Below are 18,193 nucleotides of genomic sequence, written 5' to 3'. Positions count from 1 at the left end.
CGCACTACTTGCCGAGACGACGACGCTGAACGCGGGTCTTGCGCAGCAGCTTGCGGTGCTTCTTCTTCGCCATGCGCTTGCGGCGCTTCTTGACCACGGAGCCCATACGGCATCCCTCTCGACGTTGACGGTGGTGGAACCCGTTCAGGGTAGCCGAGCAGCCGCAGTTGCACGTCCAGGGGGTTGTGCCTGAGCGCGGACGATCACAGCGCCGCGCGCAGATACTCCTGAACCGCCTGCTCCGGCACCCGGAACGACCTGCCCACGCGGACCGCCGACAGCTCGCCGGAGTGCACCAGCCGGTAGACGGTCATCTTCGACACCCGCATGAGCGTGGCCACCTCGGCGACGGTGAGGAACCTGACTTCCGCCAGCCGAGCGTCCTGTCGCGCTGATCCGATCATGACCAGCCCCACCTCCTCTGGCACAGGGCGGCCGCTGCTGGATGTGTCGCGGCCGTGGCTTCCTGTGTATTGAGTACGGTACCGGGACGGTTGTTACCGATGCGAGGCTTTCGTCAAGATCAGCGTGCATTGCGCTTGATGTACGCCGTGCACTCCTTCTCCAGCACCGACCAGGACGTGCCCAGCACGCTCTTCGCGGCCGCGTCGAACGACTCCCCGTCGTGCACGACGGTGTGGAAGAACTCGACCAGCTTCTTCTCGCCGTACTTCTCGCTGACGTGGCGCAGGGCCAGGAAGCCGATGCCGTAGCGGGCGCCGACGATCCACTCGGCGGTGCTGTCGCCCGGCGGGTCCACCTCGACGTTGCCGTCCCAGGTCTTGATGTACCGCTTGACCTCGGACAGGCCGCCGTACTGCTTGATCGGCAGCCCGGACATCTCGGCCACCTCGGCGATGCCCTCGATCATCCACCACAGGTCGTCGCGGTCGCTGTACTCGCCCGGCAGGGTCGAGGCGTGGGTCAGCTCGTGGCGCAGGATGTTGTCCAGGTAGCTCGGCTGCAGGGTGTCCGCGTTGAGCACCAGCTCATAGCGGACCGGGCTCACGTCGATCGCCACGCCGCCGGCCCAGTCCGGCGGGTTCCAGTCGAACCAGCTCTTCCACTCGCGCTTGCCCGCGTAGTAGACGATGTAGCGGCCCGGCTTGATGTCGGGCTGGGTGAACCGGTCGGCGACCAGCGCCGCCTTCTCCGCCTCGCGCAGCAGCACCGGCAGCTTCGACGCGTACGCCTTGGTGGTCGCCACCACGGTGCGCTCACCGGAGCGGGACACCAGCTCGCTGACCTGCCACGGGAACGGCGAGGGGTTGCTGGCGCGCGGCTCCCAGCCCACGATCACGGCCTGGTCGTTCTCGATCCGCCAGCGGGTCTCCGACTTTGCCTTGGCCTCCGCGCAGTGCCCGGTCCCGAAGCAGGTCTGGGTGGTGACCTCGGCCCGCCACTCGCCGTCGGTCGACCCCGCCGGGTACACCGTGCCCGCTTCGTCGATCATGCCGGAGACCTGCATCGCCTGCAGCGAGCGGTACTGCCGCCGCAGGTTCTCGTAGGCGTCGGTCGCGGCCGGGTCGATGACGCTCAGGTAGCCCGCCTCGTCGCCCTTGAGCAGGGCGGCGTCCTGCTTGCCCAGCGCCTTGCGGATCTTGTCGGTCGCCCAGGCCCGGGCCACGCTCGACGGATCGCCCGGCTTCGGGCTGCGCACCCCGCTCGGACTCGCGCTCGGCTCGCCCCCGGCCTGCTTGACCAGCCACGGCACGCCGATGACGACCAGCGTGCCCGCGCCGAGGCAGACCAGCGCCAGCACCACCGCGACGATCGCGATCAGCTTGCCGCGCTTCTTGCGCGGCGGCGGCACCGGCGCGTGCCACTGGCCGGGGGCCGCGCCCGGGAAGGACTGCGGCGGCCACGCGATCGGCTGCGGCGCCTGCTGGGGGTACGGCCAGGGCTGCGTCACCGGCTGACCGGGCGCCCCCGCGGCGCCCGGTCCCGACAGCGGCTGGCTCGGAAGCTGCTGGCCCGGAACCTGCTGGGTCGGGATCTGCTGGGTCGGATACTCCGGCGCGGCCGGCTGGCCGTAACCGGGCTGCCCGTACGGCTGCTGCGGATACACCGGCTGCCCGTAGCCCGGCTGCGGGTACGTCGGCTGCCCGTAGGGCTGCTGCGGGTACACCGGCTGGCCGTACGCGGGCGCCGCCGGTTCGGCCTGCTGCGGCGCCGGCGGCACGGCCGGGTCCTGCGGGACGTACTGGACGGGCACGACCGGCGCCTGGGCGGCGGCGATCACGGCGTTGGGAGTGGGCTCCTCCCCGTCCAGGGGCAGGTGCCGCGTTTCCGATTCGTCGGGGACGGGCGGTTGATACGAAGAAGTCGCGTCCTCGGGCTGCACGCCCGTGGACGCTACCGTGCGCGGTCAAGCAGCGATGATCAGCCGATCAGTTACTTCTTCGACACCAGGGCGCGGGCGAAGAAGCCCAGGTTGGCGGGGCGCTCGGCGAGCCGTCGCATGAGGTAGCCGTACCACTGCGTGCCGTAGGGAACGTAGACGCGGACGGTGTGCCCGAGGCGGGCCAGGCGCTGCTGCTCGTCGGGGCGGATGCCGTACAGCATCTGGAACTCGAACTGGCTCGGGGCGCGGTCGAACCAGCGCGCCCGGTCCTGCCCGATCGCGATCAGCCGCGGGTCGTGCGTGGCCAGCATCGGGTAGCCCTCGCCCGCCATCAGGATGTTCATGCACCGCACGTACGACTTGTCGACCTCCAGCGTCGCCTGGTACGCCACGTGCTCGGGCTCCTTGTACGCCCCCTTGCACAGGCGCACCCGCGACCCGGCGGTGGCCAGCTCCCGGCAGTCGCCCTCGGTGCGCCGCAGGTACGCCTGCAGCACCGCCCCGGTGGCCGGGTAGTCGCGGCGCAGCCGGGACAGGATGTCCAAAGTCGAGTCGGTGGTGGTGTGGTCCTCCATGTCGAGGGTGACCGTCGTACCCACCGCCGCCGCGGCCTCGCAGATCTCGCGCGCGTTGCGCTCGGCCAGCTGCTCGTCGAAGGCCTGCCCCAGCGCGGACAGCTTCAGGCTCACCTCGGCCGTGGCGATCGTCTGCGCCCCGGTCGGCGCCCGGTCGGTGGTCAGGCCCGCCCCGCCCAGCGCCTTCAGCAGCTCCAGGTACGCCTGCTTGGTGGCCTCGGCCTGCTCCGGGGTCAGCGTGTCCTCGCCGAGGTTGTCGAGCGTGACGCACAGCCCCTGGTCGGCGAGTTCCGCCGTGGTGTCGAGGGCCTCTGGGGTGCCGGTGCCGGCGACGAAGCGCTTGACCACATCACGGCTGACCGGAGCGGTCTCCACGAGCCGCTCCACCTTGTGGGAGCGAGCGGCGGCAAGGATCACGGAGCGAAGCATGAGGGCAGCGTAACTCCCCTGCGGCCACCGCTCCGCGCCGACCACCTGACTCTGTATACAAGAACACCCTTCTATGTCTTGCGGTTCGGCGCGGTGGCTGTGCCGATCGTCACTGCCCCGCGCCCGCGCGTCACGGACCGTGGCCGTTGCGAAAGGACTGTGCCCGACTCGGAGCGCATGCCTCGCCGCCGTTCCGCGACGGCCCGCCGACGGCCGGTCCGACCACCGTCCGTGGCGCCGCCATCGCCCGAGCGCACCAGCATGATCACGCTCCGTCACCCCCGTCGGACCCCGGCTTATGTTGACACTGCACAATCGGCGCGGGTGCTCTACCTTTGTCGGGTGAACTTCGATGCGTACGCCCGAACGGCTGTTGATCTCATCAACGCGCCGCTGGACGACCTCATCCAGCTCCGCGCCATGCTGCCCGGCCCGGACTGGATGTGCGAAGACGCCACCGACCGTGACCTGCAGGTCTTCCGCAAGGCGCAGCGGCGGCTGCGCGAGGTGTTCGAGCACGGCGCCGCGGGCCGCGAGCGCGAGGCCGTCAACGAGCTGAACTCGATGCTCGAGGCGCACCCGGTGCACCCGCGCATCTCCGGCCACGAGTCCGGCAACTGGCACATCCACGTGACCAGCCGCGGCTCGGCGGTCAGCGCCGAATACCTGGCCGGCGCCGTCTGGGGCCTGTCGGTGTGGCTGTGCGAGTACGGCAGCGCCCGCTTCGGCGTCTGCGCCGACGACCGCTGCGGCAACGTCTACCTGGACACCTCGTCCAACAACTGCCGCCGCTTCTGCTCCGAGCGCTGCGCCACCCGCTCGCATGTGGCGGCGCACCGCGCCCGCAAGAAGGCCGCCAGCGCCGCCGCCCCGGCGGCCCCCGTCGCCCGCCTCCCCCAGCCCGCCGAGCGGGCTGAGTCTCCGGCGCCCGCCTTCGCGGGCGCGGGCTCCCGTCCCTGAAGCCTGTCGGCGGTCACCGCCTGGGTGGTCACGCGGGGGTGGTGACGGCCGGGCTGAGGTGCTTGCGGGCGAACTCCAGTGACTCCGCCAGGTCGGCTTCGCGCTCGGCGCGGCTGCCGGCCTTGCGGGTCGCCACCTCCAGCGCCACCGAACCGGTGAAGCCGCGTCCGGCCAGCGAGCGCAGCAGCGCCCCGCACGGCTGCCCGCCCCGGCCGGGCACCAGGTGCTCGTCGCGGCCCTCACCGGTGCCGTCGCCGAGGTGGACGTGGGCCAGCCCGGCCCCCATCTCGTCGGCCATGATCATGGCGTTGGAGCGCGAGGCCGCGCAGTGCGACAGATCCAGCGTGTACGAGTCGTAGCCGGTCTCGGTCGGGTCCCAGCCCGGGGCGTACGGCACGAACTGGCGGCGGCCCATGCGCACCGGGTACATGTTCTCCACCGCGACCCGGATGCCGGTGTGCCGGTGCGCCAGGTCGCCCACGGTGTCGGCGAACTGCCGGGCGTAGTCGCGCTGCCAGGTGAACGGCGGGTGCACCACCACCGTCGGGGCGCTCAGCGTGTCGGCGAGCACCACCGCGCGCCGCAGCCGCTCCTTCGGGTCCGAGCTCCACACCCGCTGGGTGACCAGCAGGCACGGCGCGTGCACCGAGAGCACGGGCACGCCGTAGTGGCGGGACAGACCGCGCAGCGCCCCCGCGTCCTGGCTGACCGCGTCGGTCCACACCATCACCTCGACGCCGTCGTACCCCAAAGACGCGGCCAGCTCGAAGGCGGCCGCGGTCGGCTCGGGAAAAACGGACGAACTGGACAGCAGTACGGGAATGGACACGCTGTCCAGGGTAGCCCCGATCACCTGCCGGTGAGCTGATCCAAGCGGTCGAGGATGACCCCCTCGCGTAGCGCCCAGGGGCAGATCCGCAGCTCGTCGATGCCCAGACGGCGCATGGTGGCCTCCGCCACCACGGCACCGGCGAGCAGCTGATGCGCCCGGCTCGCGCTCACCCCGTCCAGTTCGGCCAGCGCCCCCGACGCCATCCGCTGGATGAAGCCCCGCACCTGGTGCAGGCCCTGGCGCGTCATCGCGCGCGGCGACCACAGGCCGTCGCCGCTGGGCGCCGCCCCGGCCAGCCGGGCCAGCGAGCGGAACGTCTTCGAGGTCGCCGCGGCCATCCCCCAGCCGCGCAGCGCGGCCAGCTCCCGGTGCTGCAACTGCTCGTCCACGTACGACTCCAGCTGCGCCAGCTCCGCCGGCGTCGGCGGGTCGTTGCGGAAGAACCGCCTGGTCAGGCGACCCGCGCCCAGTGGCAGCGACACGGCCAGGGCGGGCTCCTCGTCGAGCCCGGCCGCGATCTCCAGGGAGCCGCCGCCGATGTCGAGCACCAGCAGCCGCCCGGCCGACCAGTCGAACCAGCGTCGTACCGCGAAGAAGGTCATCCGGGCCTCGTCCTCGCCGGAGAGGACCCGCAGCTCGACGCCGGTCTCCTCGCGCACCCGGCGCAGCACCTCGGCCGAGTTCGTCGCGTCGCGCACCGCCGAGGTCGCGAACGCCATCAGCTCGTCGACCTCCAGCTCCTTCGCCGCCCGACTCGCCTCCGCGCACGCCTTCACCAGGGCGTCCGCCCCGCCCCGGGTCAGCTCCCCGGCCTCGCCCAGCTGCTCGGCCAGCCGCAGCCGCTCCTTCTGCGAGTGCGCGGGCCACGGATGCGCCCCCCGGTGCGCGTCGACCACCAGCAGATGGACCGTGTTACTCCCGACATCCAACACCCCGAGCCGCATGCGCCCACTGTGTCATGGCGCCCGCCTTCGCGGGCGCGGGCTTCCGTCCCGAAAGCCGACGGCAGCAGCGCGTCGCTGCATCGCTGCGCGATGTCCCGCTCCTTTACGGCAACCACCGGCGGACGGAAGCGGGCGCGGCGGGGACAGCGCCCGCGAGCGCCGCCGTACCCTGGACGGATGGAGCACGAGGGCGAGACCCCGCTGGACTTCCCGCGCGAATGGCTCGAGTTCGCCGATCCGGCCGACCCCAAGCACGTGATCCGGGCCGACCTGACCTGGCTGCTGTCCCGCTGGACCTGCGTGTTCGGCAGCGCGTGCCGGGGCATCATCGTCGGCCGCGAGCGGGAGGGCTGCTGCTCGCACGGCGCCTTCTTCACCGACAACGACGACGTCAAGCGGGTCAAGGCGGCGGTGAAGCGGCTGGACCGCAGCACCTGGCAGCACCACGTACGCGGGTTCGAGAAGTGGACCGAGCTCGACGAACTGCACGACGAGAAGCCCGCCCGGCGTACCGCCACCCAGGGCGAGCACGGCCCGTGCGTCTTCCTCAACGACGACGACTTCCCGGGCGGCGGCGGCTGCGCGCTGCACGCCCAGGCACTGCGCGACGGGGTGCACCCGCTGCGCTACAAGCCCGACGTGTGCTGGCAGCTGCCCATCCGGCGCGACCAGCAGTGGACCAAGCGCCCCGACGACACCAAGATCCTGGTCTCCTCGGTCGGCGAGTTCGACCGGCGCGGCTGGGGCGCGGGCGGCCACGAACTGCACTGGTGGTGCACCTCCTCCCCGGACGCGCACACCGGCACCGAGGCGATGTACCTCAGCTACGCCCCCGAGCTGACCGAGCTCATCGGCGAGCAGGCGTACGCCCGCCTCGCCGAGCTGTGCGCTCAGCGCGAGAAGCACGGCCTGGTCGCCGAGCACCCGGCCACCGTCGCCGCCCGCGCGCGGGGCAATGGGGTTGCCCCCGGCGCTAGCCTCGAAGCATGAACGACGAGACCCGCCACCGCCCCGCCCCCCTCGACGAGGAGCGCCTCGCGGCGCTCGACGACGTCACCGAGACGTCCCTGGACGCCTCGCCCGAGGCGTTCGCGGCGGCGGTCGACGACATCGTCGCGCTGCACGGGGACCTGCTCGCGCGGCTCGCCCAGTGAGCGAGGTGTACGTCCCGTCGTACGCCGACGTCATGGCGATCGCGGCCCGGCTCGGCGTCGCCGTGCGCGACCCCGGCCTGGTCGAGTCGGCGGTGGCCCGGCCCCGCAGCACGGTGTTCGGCGCCGACGCGTACCCGGACCTGTGGACCAAGGCGGCGGCGCTGCTGCAGTCGCTGGTGCGCAACCACCCGTTCGTGGACGGCAACAAGCGCATCGGCTGGATCGCGGCGACGGCGTTCCTGACCGTCAACGGCGCGGTGACCCGCCGCCGTCTAGCCGCACTGGACCAGAACACGGCGTACGACCTGGTCATCGCGGTCTCCACCGGCGAGCTACGCGAAATCGACCAGATCGCCGACGCCCTCCGCGACCTCTACTGACCCACCCCTGCGCCTTCGGCGCCCCGCCTTCTATTGACGCTGGCCTATCTAGAAGACGATTTCACGAGATCCGTCTTCTAGATAGGCCAGCGTCGATGCCAGGTGCGGCGGCACAGCACCGCCCTCACCAGCTCACGGCTCGAACTTGTAGCCCAGGCCCCGGACGGTGACCAGGTAGCGCGGGGTCGACGGCTCCGGCTCGATCTTCGAGCGCAGCCGCTTGACGTGCACGTCCAGCGTCTTCGTGTCGCCGACGTAGTCGGCGCCCCACACCCGGTCGATGAGCTGCCCGCGGGTCAGCACCCGCCCCGCGTTGCGCAGCAGCAGCTCCAGCAGCTCGAACTCCTTGAGCGGCAGCTGCACCGGCGTACCCTCGACGGTCACCACGTGCCGCTCGACGTCCATCCGCACCGGTCCGGCCGCCAGCGTGCCCCCGGCCACCTCGACCACGTCCCCGGCCTGGCGGCGCAGCACGGCCCGGATGCGGGCGACGAGCTCGCGCGGCGAGTACGGCTTGGTCACGTAGTCGTCGGCCCCGATCTCCAGACCGACCACCTTGTCGATCTCGCTGTCGCGCGCGGTGACCATGATGATCGGCACGTGCGAGCGCTGCCGCAGCTGGCGGCACACCTCGGTGCCCGACATCTCCGGCAGCATCAGGTCCAGCAGCACGATGTCGGCGCCGGTCCGGTCGAACTCGGTGAGCGCGGCGGTGCCGGTGGCGGCGACGGAGACCTCGAATCCCTCCTTGCGCAGCATGTACGACAGCGCGTCGGAGAACGACTCCTCGTCCTCCACGACCAGTACGCGGGACATCTGGCCCACCTTTCCGAAGGTTGGTCAGCCGGCCGGGGCCGGATGCACAGGGTTTGCAGGGGGTACGGCGGCAGTCAGGTCGGCGTCGGCGGGCTGCGGGAGCACCGCCTCCGGCGGGCGGGCAGGCAGGCGCAGCGTGAACGTGGAGCCGCCGCCCAGGCGGCTGCGCACGTCGACGCGCCCGCCGTGGTTGGTCGCGATGTGCTTGACGATGGCCAGGCCCAGGCCGGTGCCGCCGGTGGCGCGCGAGCGGGCCTGGTCGGCCCGGTAGAAGCGCTCGAAGACCCGGTCCAGGTCCTCCGGCCCGATGCCGATGCCCTGGTCGGAGACGCTGATGTCGACCCGGTCGCCCTCGGCCAGGGCGCTGACGATCACCGCCGCGCCCTCGTGGGAGTAGGCCACGGCGTTCTCGACCAGGTTGCCCAGCGCGGTGGCGAACTGCGAGTCGCTGCCGAAGATGGTCAGCCCGCGCGTACCCACCACGACCAGCTCGATCTTCTTCGACAGCGCGGTGGTACGGGCCCGGTCCAGCGCCTCGGCGATCACCGCGTCGACGGCGACCGGCTCCGGGTCGGGCAGCCGCTCGGCACCCTGCAGGCGCGACAGTTCCAGCAGCTCCGAGACCAGGCGGCCCAGCCGGGTGCTCTCCCGCTGGATCCGCTCGGCGAACCGGCGGCTGGCCGCAACGTCCTCGGCGGCCTGCGCGGCGGCGGCCACCGGATCGTCGCCCTCATCCTCGGTACGCGGCTCGGTCGCGTCCAGCAGCGCCTCGGCCAGCAGCTGCAGCGCCCCGATCGGGGTCTTCAGCTCGTGGCTGACGTTGGCGACGAAGTCGCGGCGCACCCGCTCGACCCGGTGCGCGTCGGTGACGTCGGCCGCCTCGACGCAGACCAGCCCGCCGCCCACCGCCACGGCGCGCAGGTGCACGCCCAGCGACTGCGACTCGGCCAGCTCGCGGCCGCGCGGCAGGTCCAGCTCGACCTCCCGCGGCACGCCGGTGTGGCGCACCTGCGCGGCGAGCGTACGCAGGATCGGGTGGGCGGTGATGGCCCCCGGGATGGCGCTGGCGCGCAGCAGCCCCATGGCGCGGGCACCACGGTTGGCCAGCACGACCTGGTCCCCGGCGTCAAGCAGCACCACCCCGACCCGCAGCGAGTCCAGGCTCTTGCGGCCCAGCCCGGCCAGCGGGTCGTTCGGCCGCGGCGCGCCCAGGCCGCTCGGGCCGAGCGTGTTGACCGCCGAAGCCCGGCGCCTGTTCGCGCGGTACTGCGCCCAGGCCAGTCCGGCCAGCAGGCCCAGCACGACGCCGACGGCGATCGCGATACCGATCGAACCGTCGCTCGAAGCCGCAGCCAGTGCCTTCACGATGCCGATCGTAGGTCAGAACTTCCGACTCACGTTCTGGTACAAAGATGGGCTAAACGGTTCTTAACCGGCATTGGTTGCACAGTGTTCACCAGTGCGCCCGTCCTCGTTCACCATTGTTCACCTTCAGGACGCGTAGGCGACCTACCTTGGGCGCACCACACCGGGACAGCCGTCCCGCCCCCACCTCAGGAAGTGACGCATGCGCGAGGAGTTCCGGGCAGACCTGCTCGAGGTCGGCCGCCTGCTGGTGTCGATGGCCGAAGCGGTCCGCACCGCCATGAGCGCCGCCACCACCGCCCTGCTCAGCGCCGACAAGGAAGGTGCGGAGCGGGTCGTCCGCCGCGACGAGGAGATCAACGCCCTGTTCAAGCAGGTCGAGGAGAAGGTGCTGCGCCTGCTCGCGCAGCAGGCCCCGGTCGCCTCCGACCTGCGCATGGTCATCACCTCCCTGCACATCGGCACCGACCTCGAGCGCATGGGCGACCTCGCCGAGCACGTCGCCAAGGCGGCCCTGCGGCGCTACCCGGCGGTCTGCGTACCGGCCGAGCTGGCCCCCACCTTCGGCCAGATGGCCAACATCGCCGACCGCATTGCGGGCAAGATCACACTGGTGCTCGCCTCACGCGACATCGAGCGCGCCGCCGAGCTGGAGCGCGACGACGACGCCATGGACGAGCTGGAGAAGGCGCTGTTCGCCACCCTCCTCGGCTCGGACTGGTCGCACGGCGTCGAAGCCGCGGTCGACGCGGCCCTGCTGGCCCGCTTCTACGAGCGGTACGCCGACCACGCCGTCAACGCCGGCCGCCACGTCATCTACCTCGTAACCGGCGAATCCTGACCGACCGCCCACTTTCACCCATCCGCCCGCCCGCACACCCGCCCCACCCCGCCTTCTATTGACACTGGCCTATCTGGAACACGATTCGACGAAATCCGTCTTCCAGATAGGCCAGTGTCAATGCTAAGTACCGGCCCAGCCGCAGCTCAGAAGCGAGCACCCCCGCGCGGACACGTTCATCGCCCAGGCCGACGCACTGGCGTCCTCCGGCAGCACGTCACCGTCTGCGCCGATGCGCCTCCATGATCGACCGGACCTCCGCGCGCACCCTGGCGGGCTCCCGCCGCAGACGAGCCGACGTGAAACGCACCACCGTGAACCCGAGAGCCGTCAGCGCGGCATCCCGCCGCAGATCCCGTTCCCGATCCGGCGCACTCGCGTGCGTCGCGGCCCCGTCCAGCTCGATGTTCACGCCGGACGACTCGTCCAGCGCGTCCAGGTACACCCAGCGCTTGCCGATCCGGACCGGCACCTGCCACCGCAGTCCGGCGAACTCCGGACCTGAGAACACATGATCATGCCCCCACAGCTCGAGCATGCTGCGGCATCCCGCGTCCAGCAGGGCGATCAGCCGTGCCAGGTGGCGCCGCCCCGCGATCCTCGGGAAGCGGTCGAACACCTCGCGAATCCGACCGACCGTCGTCAGCCGTGTCGCCACGGCCACGATCGCAGGTGCGCGCTTGGCGTCCCCGTCGAGCAGCGGCCAGCTGTCGATGATCGCCGACTCCACCCTCGTCACCGGGATGTGCCGCCGCATCAGCACCTCCGGCGGCTCGATGGCGAAATCCTCGCGCCGGTGCACCCGGACACCGGGTACGCCGCGCAGATGGCGCCGGTCGTCAGTCATGAGGTGCACCCACGTCAGAGAGGGCGGGACGGGCAGTCCCCAGATCCGCAGCGCTGACAGGTGACTGGCGGCGACGGGGCCGCGGGAGTACGCGAGCGCCGCCCGCACGAGCGCTTCGTGCTCGCCGAGCAGACCAGGATCGATCAGCGTACGCGGCAGAGGGCGCGCCAGCTGCCCGGCCGCCACGGCGTACTCGACCACGTGGGGCGGCACTTCCTGCGTGGCGTCGAGCCGGTGGCAGACGCCTTCGCCATACTCCATCAGCTTCCGCAGTCGTGGATTCACCCGCGGAGCGTGGAGCCGGGGCCCCGGCCGGCACCAACGACGACGCCCCGCCTGTGGACGACACGCGGAGTCATCCACAGGCGGGGCATCCACCTAGCATTGACGCTGGCCTATCCAGTGGACGGATTTCGAAGAATCGTCCTCTAGATAGGCCAGCGTCAATATAAGGCGGGGTGTGGGACGCGGCACGCGGGGCTGCCGGGTCACCGGCCAGGGCCGGGGTTACTTGATGGTGGCGCTGGTCAGGCCCGCTTGGATCTGGCGGTTGAAGGCGAGGTACACGATCAGGATCGGCAGCATCGCCAGCGTCATGCCCGCGAACAGCCGTGCCCAGTCGGTCTCGTACTTCGAGTTGTTGGCCAGGTTCAGCAGCCCCTGCGTGATGACGAAGCGCTCCTTGTCGAACCCGCTCTGCGGGAACATCAGCAGCTTCGGCAGCAGGAACTGGTTCCACTGCCCGATGACGTTGAACAGGCCCACGCTGATCAGACCCGGCTTCGCCATCGGCAGCATGATCCTGAAGAACAGCTTGGTGTGGCTGGCCCCGTCCACCATGCCCGCCTCGGCGATCGCCGTCGGCAGCGTACGGAAGAACGCGTGCATGAAGAACACCGTGAACGGCAGCGAGTAGGCGACGTACACCAGCACCAGGCCGCCGAAGGTGTTCAGCCCGATCCAGTCGACGAACGCCAGTCCGGTGACGTTCTGCAGGATCGCGGCGACGTTCTGCACGGTGCGGTACAGCGGCACCAGGCCGAGGAAGATCGGCATGGTGAGGCCGACGACGAACAGGTAGTAGATGATCCGGTTGCCCCAGAAGGAGTACCGGGCCAGCACGTACGCGACCATCGAGCCGAGCAGCATGGTCAGCGTGAGGCTGAACGTCATCACGATGATCGTGTTGAGGAAGTACTCGCCGATGTGGCCCTTGGTCCAGGCGCGGCCGAAGGCGTCGATGCTCCAGTCGGCGGGCAGCGACAGCGGCTTGGTGAGGATCTCCCGGTCGCTCTTGAACGACTGGATGACCGCCCAGCCGAGCGGGACCGTCACCATGAGCGCCCACACGATCATGAATCCGTGCGAGAAGACGCCGAGGACCTTGCCGCCGGTGTCGGCCTGCTTGGGGGCGGCGGCCGCCGGTGTCGGCGCGGGTGCGGTGTGCCGGGTGGTAGTCGTGGTCGTCATCACAGCCCCCTCAGAACTCGATCTTGTCGCGGCTGCGGGTGACCCGCAGCTGGATCATGGTGAACAGCAGCGTGAACAGGGCGAGCGCGATACCCATGGCGCAGGCGTAGCCGAACTTGTCCATCCGGCCGGCGCTGAACGCCGTGTAGTACATCCAGGTGCTCATGACCTCGCTGGCGTGGTTCGCCTGCACGCCCACACTGGGCAGGGCGAACGCCAGGAGGAAGAAGTCGAGCGCGGCGATGCCGAGGTAGACCCAGGCGACGGAGATCTGCTCGCGCAGCAGCGGCAGCGTGACCTGGAAGAACGACTGCACCCGGCTGGAGCCGTCCAGCAGCGCGGCCTCGTAGATGTCGCGCGGGATCGACTGCATACCGGCGGAGAAGAGCACCAGGTAGAAGCCGACGCCGCCCCACACCGCGACCGCGATGAGGCACCAGAGCACGACCGGCGAGTCGAGGGTGATGTCGTCGCCGATGGAGAGGCCCTTGAAGGGCCACGAGTCGGTCTCGCCCAGGAACAGCTTCGGGTGGTCGTGGTCGATCAGGCCGAGCTTGAGCAGCAGCGAGTTGAGCAGACCGGTGTCGGCGCTGCTCTCGAAGACGCGGCTCCAGATGATCGCGACGATGGCGATCGAGAGGACCTGCGGGAAGAAGAACACGATCTTGTAGAAGGCCGAGCCCCGGACACCCGTGACGCCCGCCGTCTTGCCGCTGCCGCCGACGTTCAGCATGAAGGCGAAGAACAGCGCGATGCCGATCGTGATGATCGGGTACACCGTCAGGATCACGACGTTGTGGAACAGTGCCCGCAGGAAGACCTCGTCCTTGAACAGGTCCGTGTAGTTGCCGAACCCCGCGTACGGGATGTCCGGCGAGAAGCCGTTCCAGTCGGTGAACGAGTAGCCGAACGTCTGGAGGTACGGCCAGATCACATAGACCAGGTAGAGCACTACCGGGGCAACTAGGAAGCCCGCGATGAACGGGAGCCTGCGGTGCCTCATGATCGCAGTCCTTCGGTCGAGCGATAGCGGAGAAGTAGGGCGGAGCCGGTGACCGGCTCCGCCCCGCAAAACATCAGGCGGTGCGCTTCTGCTTCTTGACGTTCGGGTCGGCCGCGATCTTGTCGGCCGCCTTCTGCATCGCGTCGGTGAACTCGGCGGAGCCGCCCTTGCCCGACATGAGGTTGCTGATCGCGCCCTCGAAGGCCTTGTACAGGTCGGGGTACCAGCCGCCGAACTTCGTGCTGACGATGTTCGCGCCGGCCTCGGCCAGCACCTTGTTCGCCGAGGTGAACTGCGACGAGCCGGTGAGGCCGTCCGCGGCGCCCTTGACGACCGGCAGCGACTTGGTCAGCTCGGCGAACTTGCGCGCGTTGTCCTTCGACAGCATCACGCGCAGGAACTCCAGGCCACCGGCCTTGTTCTTGCCGCCGGACGGCACGATCCAGCCCTCACCCGCGGCGGCACGCACGGTGCCGTACGGGCTCGCGTCGGACGCGGTCAGGCTCCACTGCGCGGACACCTCGAGCTTGGTGTCCGGCTTGAGGGTCTTGGCCATCTCACCCTCGAGCCAGGTGCCGCACGGGATGAACAGCGCCTTGCCGTCGATGACGGCCTGCTGGGTGGTGGTGTGGTCCAGCTGGGCCGCACCCGGCTGCACGTAGCCCTTGTCCAGCATCTCCTTGATCTTGTCGATCACGGTGACGACGGCGGGGGCCTTCCACGCGTTGGCCTCGAGGTTGTCGATGGCGACGACGGCCGACTTGCCGCCCACCTTCCACACCCAGTCGATGATCACGTTGTTCATGTACCAGGGGTACTTGCCCTGGTGCGTGAACGCGGCGATGCCCTCCTTCTTGGCGGCCTCGGCCAGGGTGAGGAACTCCTCCCACGTCTTCGGGACGGTCCAGCCCTTGGCCGCGAACAGGGTCGCGTCGTGGAAGAAGCCGTACACGGTGAACGCGGCGTTCAGGGTGTAGGGCTTGTCGTTGTACAGGCCCTCGTCGATGACGCCCGCGAGCAGGGTGTCCTTGACCTTGACCTTCGCGTCGTCGACGCTGCCGGCCTCGAACAGCTGGGTCAGGTCCTCGACCTGGCTGTTGGCGACCAGCACGTCGATGCCGAGGGTCTTCGGCGACGAGTTGTTGATGACGTCCGGCGGGTTGTTGCCGGCGAAGCGCGGCTGAAGGTCCGTCTGGACCTCCTTCGACCACACGATGCCGACCTTCGAGCCGGAGTACTTCTTCTCGTAGGACGCCGCGTAGTACTTGGCGTACTCCTGGCCGAAGCCGCCGTCGAAGACGACCGCCTCGACGGGCTTGGCCGGGTCGACGCCGAACGGGTTGGACTCGCTGGTGGCGCCCTTGTCACCGGTGTCACCGGTGGTGTCGGTGCTGGCGCAGGCGGCCAGGATGCCGGCGGCGGGGGCGGCGAGCAGACCAGCGGCGGCAGCCCGGCGCAGCACGGTGCGGCGGTTCAGCTCCGACGGGCTGTCGGGGGTTACGGTCATGACAATCTCCTCGTACGAGATATGGCGGCGCGTCGGGTCCAGCCGGCGCGTCGCTGCACTTCGCTCTGGTGTTGCGCTTCCCCGGGGGCGCCGGGAAACGTCACGCCGCGTGGCGTGACCAGGTGCCGCAGCGGCACGTCCGAGCAGGACGTCGCCGCCTCTACCGGCGCTGCCGCGCCGGAGTCTGTAAAGGCCGGGGCCGGACGCGCGGCGCGCGGTGCGAGTGCGGTCAGCACGTCACACCACCTCCCGCAGGCGGTGGCCGGCGACGGCCTGGGCGGTGCGCTGGAAGGCCGCGTGCGCGCGCTCGTGCGTACGCTGCGCGACCGCGATGTACAGCAGGTCCAGCACCACCAGCTGGGGGTGGCGGGCCGACAGCGAGTCGGGCCGGAACGTGGTGGCCTGGGTGGCCGTGGTCAGCACGATGTCGGCGACGTCGGCCAGCGGCGAGCGGGGGAAGCTGGTCAGCGCGACGGTGGTCGCCCCCCGGCTGCCCGCCTCGGCGATCATCTCGATCGTCTCGCGGGTCTGGCCCGAGTGCGAGATGCCCAGCGCCACGTCGCCGTTGCGCAGCAGGGCGGCGCTGGCCAGACCGTTGTGCACGTCCGGCCAGGACCAGGCGGCGATCCCGATGCGGTGCAGCGAGAACTGCATCTCGGCACCGACCAGGGCCGAGCCGGAGGCGCCGTAGATGTCGACCCGCTCGGCGGCGGCGATCGCGTCGGCGGCCCGCTCGACCTCGGCCAGGTCGGTCATGGCGGCGGTGTCCTGCATGGCCTGGGTGTCGGCGGCCATGATCTGGCCGAGCACCCGCTCCAGCGGGTCGCCCGGCTGGATGGCCCGGCCGATGTCCACGGCCCACCCGGCGGAGCGGGCGGCGCGGCCGGTCTCGCCCGCGATGGCCAGCCGCAGATCGGCGTACCCCTCGAAGCCGACGGCCCGGCAGAACCGGGTAATCGTCGCCGGCGATGTATGCGAACGCTCCGCCAGCTCGACGATGGTCGCGCGGGACGCGCCGGCCGGATCGGTGAGCACCTGTTCGGCCACGCGGCGCAGGGCCCCGCTGAACTCGGGAAGCTTGGCGCGCAGCCGGGCGAGCACGCTGTCGGTGCCTGCCGCCGAGTGCCCGCCTCGTTCCACGATCGTCAACCTCTTTTAGGAAGGAGTGTTAACTGTATGTGGAAAGAATTCTTACTTAATTTGCCGCTGTGTCAACAGTCACGTGGGGGGTTTTCAAACCGTTACTTTGCGAGCTCATCCGAATAGACGAACATGCCCTCCACCGTTCGGTGGAGGGCATGTTGCGGTGTTATTAGCGCCGGATCACGGTCAGGCTGCGGCGGGCTCCGGAACGGCCGAAGTCGCGGCCGATTCGATCACTCTGATCTGGTCGGTACGCCGTTCGCGCGCCCGCGCCGCGACCAGATGTCCGCCCGCCGCAAGCATTCCCAGCAGTCCGCACCCGACCCAGTGCCACGCGCCGAGCTGCTGCAGGCTCCAGCCGCCCACGGTCGGCGCGACGAAACCCGCCGCCGGGAAGACCAGGAAGAACACGCCCTGGTACCGGCCGCGCAGCCCCGCCGGGGCCAGCTCGGCGATGATCGAGGCGTTGGGCGGGGCGGCCAGCATCTGCCCGACCGTCCACACCGACGCCGCCGCCAGGTACGTCCACAGCGGCCCGGCCAGCGCCACCGCCGAGTAGCCGAGCGCCAGCAGCGCGAACGCCCCCGCCAGCACGGTCGCGTGCCGGGCGCCCCGGATCAGCCGGGGCACGAACAGCTGCCCGACCACGATCATGGCCCCGCCCAGCGACACCACCGCCCCGTACGCCGTCGGCCGCAGCCCGTCGCCCTCCATCGCCAGCTGCAGGATCGACTGCCCCTGCACCGTCAGCAGCGCCAGCACGAACGTCAGCCCCACGAAGGTCAGGAACACCCGGTCCCGCAGCACGGTCCCGAGCCCCGCCCGCCGGCCCGGCTCGACGACGGTCGCCGCCTGCGCGGCCGCCCGCTCCCCCTCACCCCGAAGATCGCCGTCTGCGGTCAGGAGCTCGGTCGCCACCGCGTCGGAGGGCACGAAACCGCGATCATCGGCGCCCGGCGCGGCAGCGGCCGAGGTCGGCGCGGTGGCGGGGCGGCGCAGGGTCTCCGGGATCAGGCGCCAGACGGCGAGGGCGGTGGCGGCGGTCATGGCGCCGTCGATGAAGAACAGGGCGAGGAAGCTGGCCTCGGCGATCAGCCCGGCCAGCGACGCCGCGACCGCGCCGCCCATGTTGAACGCCCAGAACTGCAGGTTGAACGCGCGGGAGCGGTCCGCCTCGGGCAGCACGTCCACGATCGCGGCGACGGTGGCCGGGCCCGGTAGCGAGTGGGCCAGGCCGATGCCGCCCGCGAGCACCGCGATCAGCCATACCGGGCGGGCCAGGCCCATCGCCAGCATCAGCACCGAGGCGGTGCTGAGCCCGGCCAGGTACGTCGGTTTGCGGCCCCAGCGGTCGGCCAGCACCCCGCCGAGCAGGGTGCCGATCGCGCCGCCGGCGCCGTAGACGCCGGTGACCAGGCCCGCGACGGCCAGGGTGGTGCCCCGGGCGCTGGTCAGGTAGGTCGGCAGCAGCAGCAGGCCGAACGCGCCGAGCCGGTTGACCAGCATCACCGTGAACAGCATCCAGAAGATGCGCGGCAGCCCGCCCACGGTCTGGCGCAGGAAAGTCATCAGGCCCTCACAAG

At 70.7% G+C, this 18,193-nt stretch carries 19 protein-coding genes; 5 read left to right on the top strand and 14 right to left on the bottom strand.

The genetic code is table 11. The features are described 5' to 3' along the window. Positions 1-4: 4 nt before the first annotated feature. From QEZ54_RS04040 to QEZ54_RS04025, 4 genes are all read right to left on the bottom strand, one after another. Entirely contained in the window at positions 5-106 is a 102-nt protein-coding gene (locus QEZ54_RS04040) for an AURKAIP1/COX24 domain-containing protein (RefSeq protein WP_007465623.1), read from the bottom strand. A gap of 97 nt (positions 107-203) precedes the next feature. Beyond that, positions 204-404 carry a helix-turn-helix domain-containing protein gene (locus QEZ54_RS04035; RefSeq protein WP_212829236.1) on the bottom strand — a complete coding sequence of 67 codons (201 nt, stop codon included), beginning with the start codon at positions 402-404 and terminating at the stop codon, positions 204-206. Between the two features lie 119 nt (positions 405-523). Next, positions 524-2,242 (bottom strand): hypothetical protein, encoded by a 1,719-nt coding sequence (locus QEZ54_RS04030; protein ID WP_281303103.1) that lies wholly within the window; start codon positions 2,240-2,242, stop codon positions 524-526. Positions 2,243-2,394: 152 nt separating this feature from the next. Then, the gene (locus QEZ54_RS04025; protein ID WP_281303102.1) at positions 2,395-3,348 is read right to left on the bottom strand and encodes a proline dehydrogenase family protein; all 954 of its coding nucleotides are present in this window, start codon (positions 3,346-3,348) and stop codon (positions 2,395-2,397) included. 342 nt (positions 3,349-3,690) lie between these two features. Between QEZ54_RS04025 and QEZ54_RS04020 the strand changes: the two genes are divergently transcribed. Then, positions 3,691-4,308 (top strand): CGNR zinc finger domain-containing protein, encoded by a 618-nt coding sequence (locus tag QEZ54_RS04020; protein ID WP_281303101.1) that lies wholly within the window; start codon positions 3,691-3,693, stop codon positions 4,306-4,308. Positions 4,309-4,336: 28 nt separating this feature from the next. Here QEZ54_RS04020 and QEZ54_RS04015 read toward each other — a convergent pair whose 3' ends face one another. Next, positions 4,337-5,158, bottom strand: coding sequence for a sugar phosphate isomerase/epimerase (locus QEZ54_RS04015; protein ID WP_281303539.1), 822 nt, complete (start codon positions 5,156-5,158; stop codon positions 4,337-4,339). Next, positions 5,158-6,084: a Ppx/GppA phosphatase family protein gene (locus tag QEZ54_RS04010; protein ID WP_281303100.1), complete on the bottom strand. Its 927-nt coding sequence runs from the start codon at positions 6,082-6,084 to the stop codon at positions 5,158-5,160. Before QEZ54_RS04010 ends, QEZ54_RS04015 begins: the two co-directional genes overlap by 1 nt. A gap of 177 nt (positions 6,085-6,261) precedes the next feature. On the opposite strand from QEZ54_RS04010, the gene QEZ54_RS04005 reads away from it, so the two are divergent. From QEZ54_RS04005 to QEZ54_RS03995, 3 genes are read left to right on the top strand one after another with little or no spacing between them, the layout of a single operon-like run. Next, the gene (locus QEZ54_RS04005; RefSeq protein ID WP_281303099.1) at positions 6,262-7,074 is read left to right on the top strand and encodes a hypothetical protein; all 813 of its coding nucleotides are present in this window, start codon (positions 6,262-6,264) and stop codon (positions 7,072-7,074) included. Further along, positions 7,071-7,238 carry a hypothetical protein gene (locus tag QEZ54_RS04000; protein WP_281303098.1) on the top strand — a complete coding sequence of 56 codons (168 nt, stop codon included), beginning with the start codon at positions 7,071-7,073 and terminating at the stop codon, positions 7,236-7,238. Before QEZ54_RS04005 ends, QEZ54_RS04000 begins: the two co-directional genes overlap by 4 nt. Beyond that, on the top strand, positions 7,235-7,618 hold the full coding sequence (locus QEZ54_RS03995) for a type II toxin-antitoxin system death-on-curing family toxin (protein ID WP_281303097.1): 384 nt from the start codon (positions 7,235-7,237) through the stop codon (positions 7,616-7,618). Before QEZ54_RS04000 ends, QEZ54_RS03995 begins: the two co-directional genes overlap by 4 nt. Before the next feature lie 132 nt (positions 7,619-7,750). Here the strand turns inward: QEZ54_RS03995 and QEZ54_RS03990 are convergent, their stop codons facing one another. Both QEZ54_RS03990 and QEZ54_RS03985 read right to left on the bottom strand, forming a co-directional pair. Continuing rightward, the gene (locus QEZ54_RS03990) at positions 7,751-8,434 is read right to left on the bottom strand and encodes a response regulator transcription factor (protein WP_212827902.1); all 684 of its coding nucleotides are present in this window, start codon (positions 8,432-8,434) and stop codon (positions 7,751-7,753) included. Between the two features lie 24 nt (positions 8,435-8,458). Further along, positions 8,459-9,763, bottom strand: coding sequence for an ATP-binding protein (locus tag QEZ54_RS03985; protein WP_281303538.1), 1,305 nt, complete (start codon positions 9,761-9,763; stop codon positions 8,459-8,461). A 238-nt stretch (positions 9,764-10,001) separates the two neighbouring features. Here QEZ54_RS03985 and phoU point away from each other — a divergent pair, with 238 nt between their 5' ends. Then, positions 10,002-10,640: a phosphate signaling complex protein PhoU gene (gene phoU, locus QEZ54_RS03980; RefSeq protein ID WP_281303096.1), complete on the top strand. Its 639-nt coding sequence runs from the start codon at positions 10,002-10,004 to the stop codon at positions 10,638-10,640. A gap of 217 nt (positions 10,641-10,857) precedes the next feature. Here the strand turns inward: phoU and QEZ54_RS03975 are convergent, their stop codons facing one another. The 6 genes from QEZ54_RS03975 to QEZ54_RS03950 all read right to left on the bottom strand — a co-directional run bounded on the left by QEZ54_RS03975 (position 10,858) and on the right by QEZ54_RS03950 (position 18,179). Then, positions 10,858-11,688 carry a DUF559 domain-containing protein gene (locus QEZ54_RS03975; RefSeq protein WP_281303095.1) on the bottom strand — a complete coding sequence of 277 codons (831 nt, stop codon included), beginning with the start codon at positions 11,686-11,688 and terminating at the stop codon, positions 10,858-10,860. A gap of 306 nt (positions 11,689-11,994) precedes the next feature. Then, a complete protein-coding gene (locus QEZ54_RS03970) occupies positions 11,995-12,843 on the bottom strand; it encodes a carbohydrate ABC transporter permease (protein WP_348650515.1) in 849 nt (282 codons plus the stop codon). A gap of 124 nt (positions 12,844-12,967) precedes the next feature. Further along, complete coding sequence (locus QEZ54_RS03965; protein ID WP_281303093.1) at positions 12,968-13,960, bottom strand: sugar ABC transporter permease; 993 nt, start codon at positions 13,958-13,960, stop codon at positions 12,968-12,970. A gap of 73 nt (positions 13,961-14,033) precedes the next feature. Continuing rightward, positions 14,034-15,467, bottom strand: coding sequence for an N-acetylglucosamine/diacetylchitobiose ABC transporter substrate-binding protein (gene ngcE / locus QEZ54_RS03960; RefSeq protein ID WP_281303092.1), 1,434 nt, complete (start codon positions 15,465-15,467; stop codon positions 14,034-14,036). A gap of 237 nt (positions 15,468-15,704) precedes the next feature. Beyond that, positions 15,705-16,607: a MurR/RpiR family transcriptional regulator gene (locus QEZ54_RS03955; protein WP_281303091.1), complete on the bottom strand. Its 903-nt coding sequence runs from the start codon at positions 16,605-16,607 to the stop codon at positions 15,705-15,707. Between the two features lie 189 nt (positions 16,608-16,796). Then, positions 16,797-18,179, bottom strand: a complete 1,383-nt coding sequence (locus tag QEZ54_RS03950; protein ID WP_281303090.1) for an MFS transporter — start codon at positions 18,177-18,179, stop codon at positions 16,797-16,799. Positions 18,180-18,193 lie beyond the last annotated feature (14 nt).

Origin of the sequence: Catellatospora sp. KI3 (genome assembly GCF_029948125.1) — a bacterium.
Classification (GTDB): domain Bacteria; phylum Actinomycetota; class Actinomycetes; order Mycobacteriales; family Micromonosporaceae; genus Catellatospora.
This window is presented reverse-complemented; position numbering and strand designations above follow the sequence as displayed.

Coding starts and splice junctions, on each gene's coding strand:
- QEZ54_RS04040 (WP_007465623.1), bottom strand. CDS start 106: ATGGGCTCCGTGGTCAAGAAGCGCCGCAAGCGCATGGCGAAGAAGAAG.
- QEZ54_RS04035 (WP_212829236.1), bottom strand. CDS start 404: ATGATCGGATCAGCGCGACAGGACGCTCGGCTGGCGGAAGTCAGGTTC.
- QEZ54_RS04025 (WP_281303102.1), bottom strand. CDS start 3,348: ATGCTTCGCTCCGTGATCCTTGCCGCCGCTCGCTCCCACAAGGTGGAG.
- QEZ54_RS04010 (WP_281303100.1), bottom strand. CDS start 6,084: ATGCGGCTCGGGGTGTTGGATGTCGGGAGTAACACGGTCCATCTGCTG.
- QEZ54_RS04005 (WP_281303099.1), top strand. CDS start 6,262: ATGGAGCACGAGGGCGAGACCCCGCTGGACTTCCCGCGCGAATGGCTC.
- QEZ54_RS04000 (WP_281303098.1), top strand. CDS start 7,071: ATGAACGACGAGACCCGCCACCGCCCCGCCCCCCTCGACGAGGAGCGC.
- QEZ54_RS03990 (WP_212827902.1), bottom strand. CDS start 8,434: ATGTCCCGCGTACTGGTCGTGGAGGACGAGGAGTCGTTCTCCGACGCG.
- phoU (WP_281303096.1), top strand. CDS start 10,002: ATGCGCGAGGAGTTCCGGGCAGACCTGCTCGAGGTCGGCCGCCTGCTG.
- QEZ54_RS03970 (WP_348650515.1), bottom strand. CDS start 12,843: ATGATCGTGTGGGCGCTCATGGTGACGGTCCCGCTCGGCTGGGCGGTC.
- QEZ54_RS03965 (WP_281303093.1), bottom strand. CDS start 13,960: ATGAGGCACCGCAGGCTCCCGTTCATCGCGGGCTTCCTAGTTGCCCCG.
- ngcE (WP_281303092.1), bottom strand. CDS start 15,467: ATGACCGTAACCCCCGACAGCCCGTCGGAGCTGAACCGCCGCACCGTG.
- QEZ54_RS03950 (WP_281303090.1), bottom strand. CDS start 18,179: ATGACTTTCCTGCGCCAGACCGTGGGCGGGCTGCCGCGCATCTTCTGG.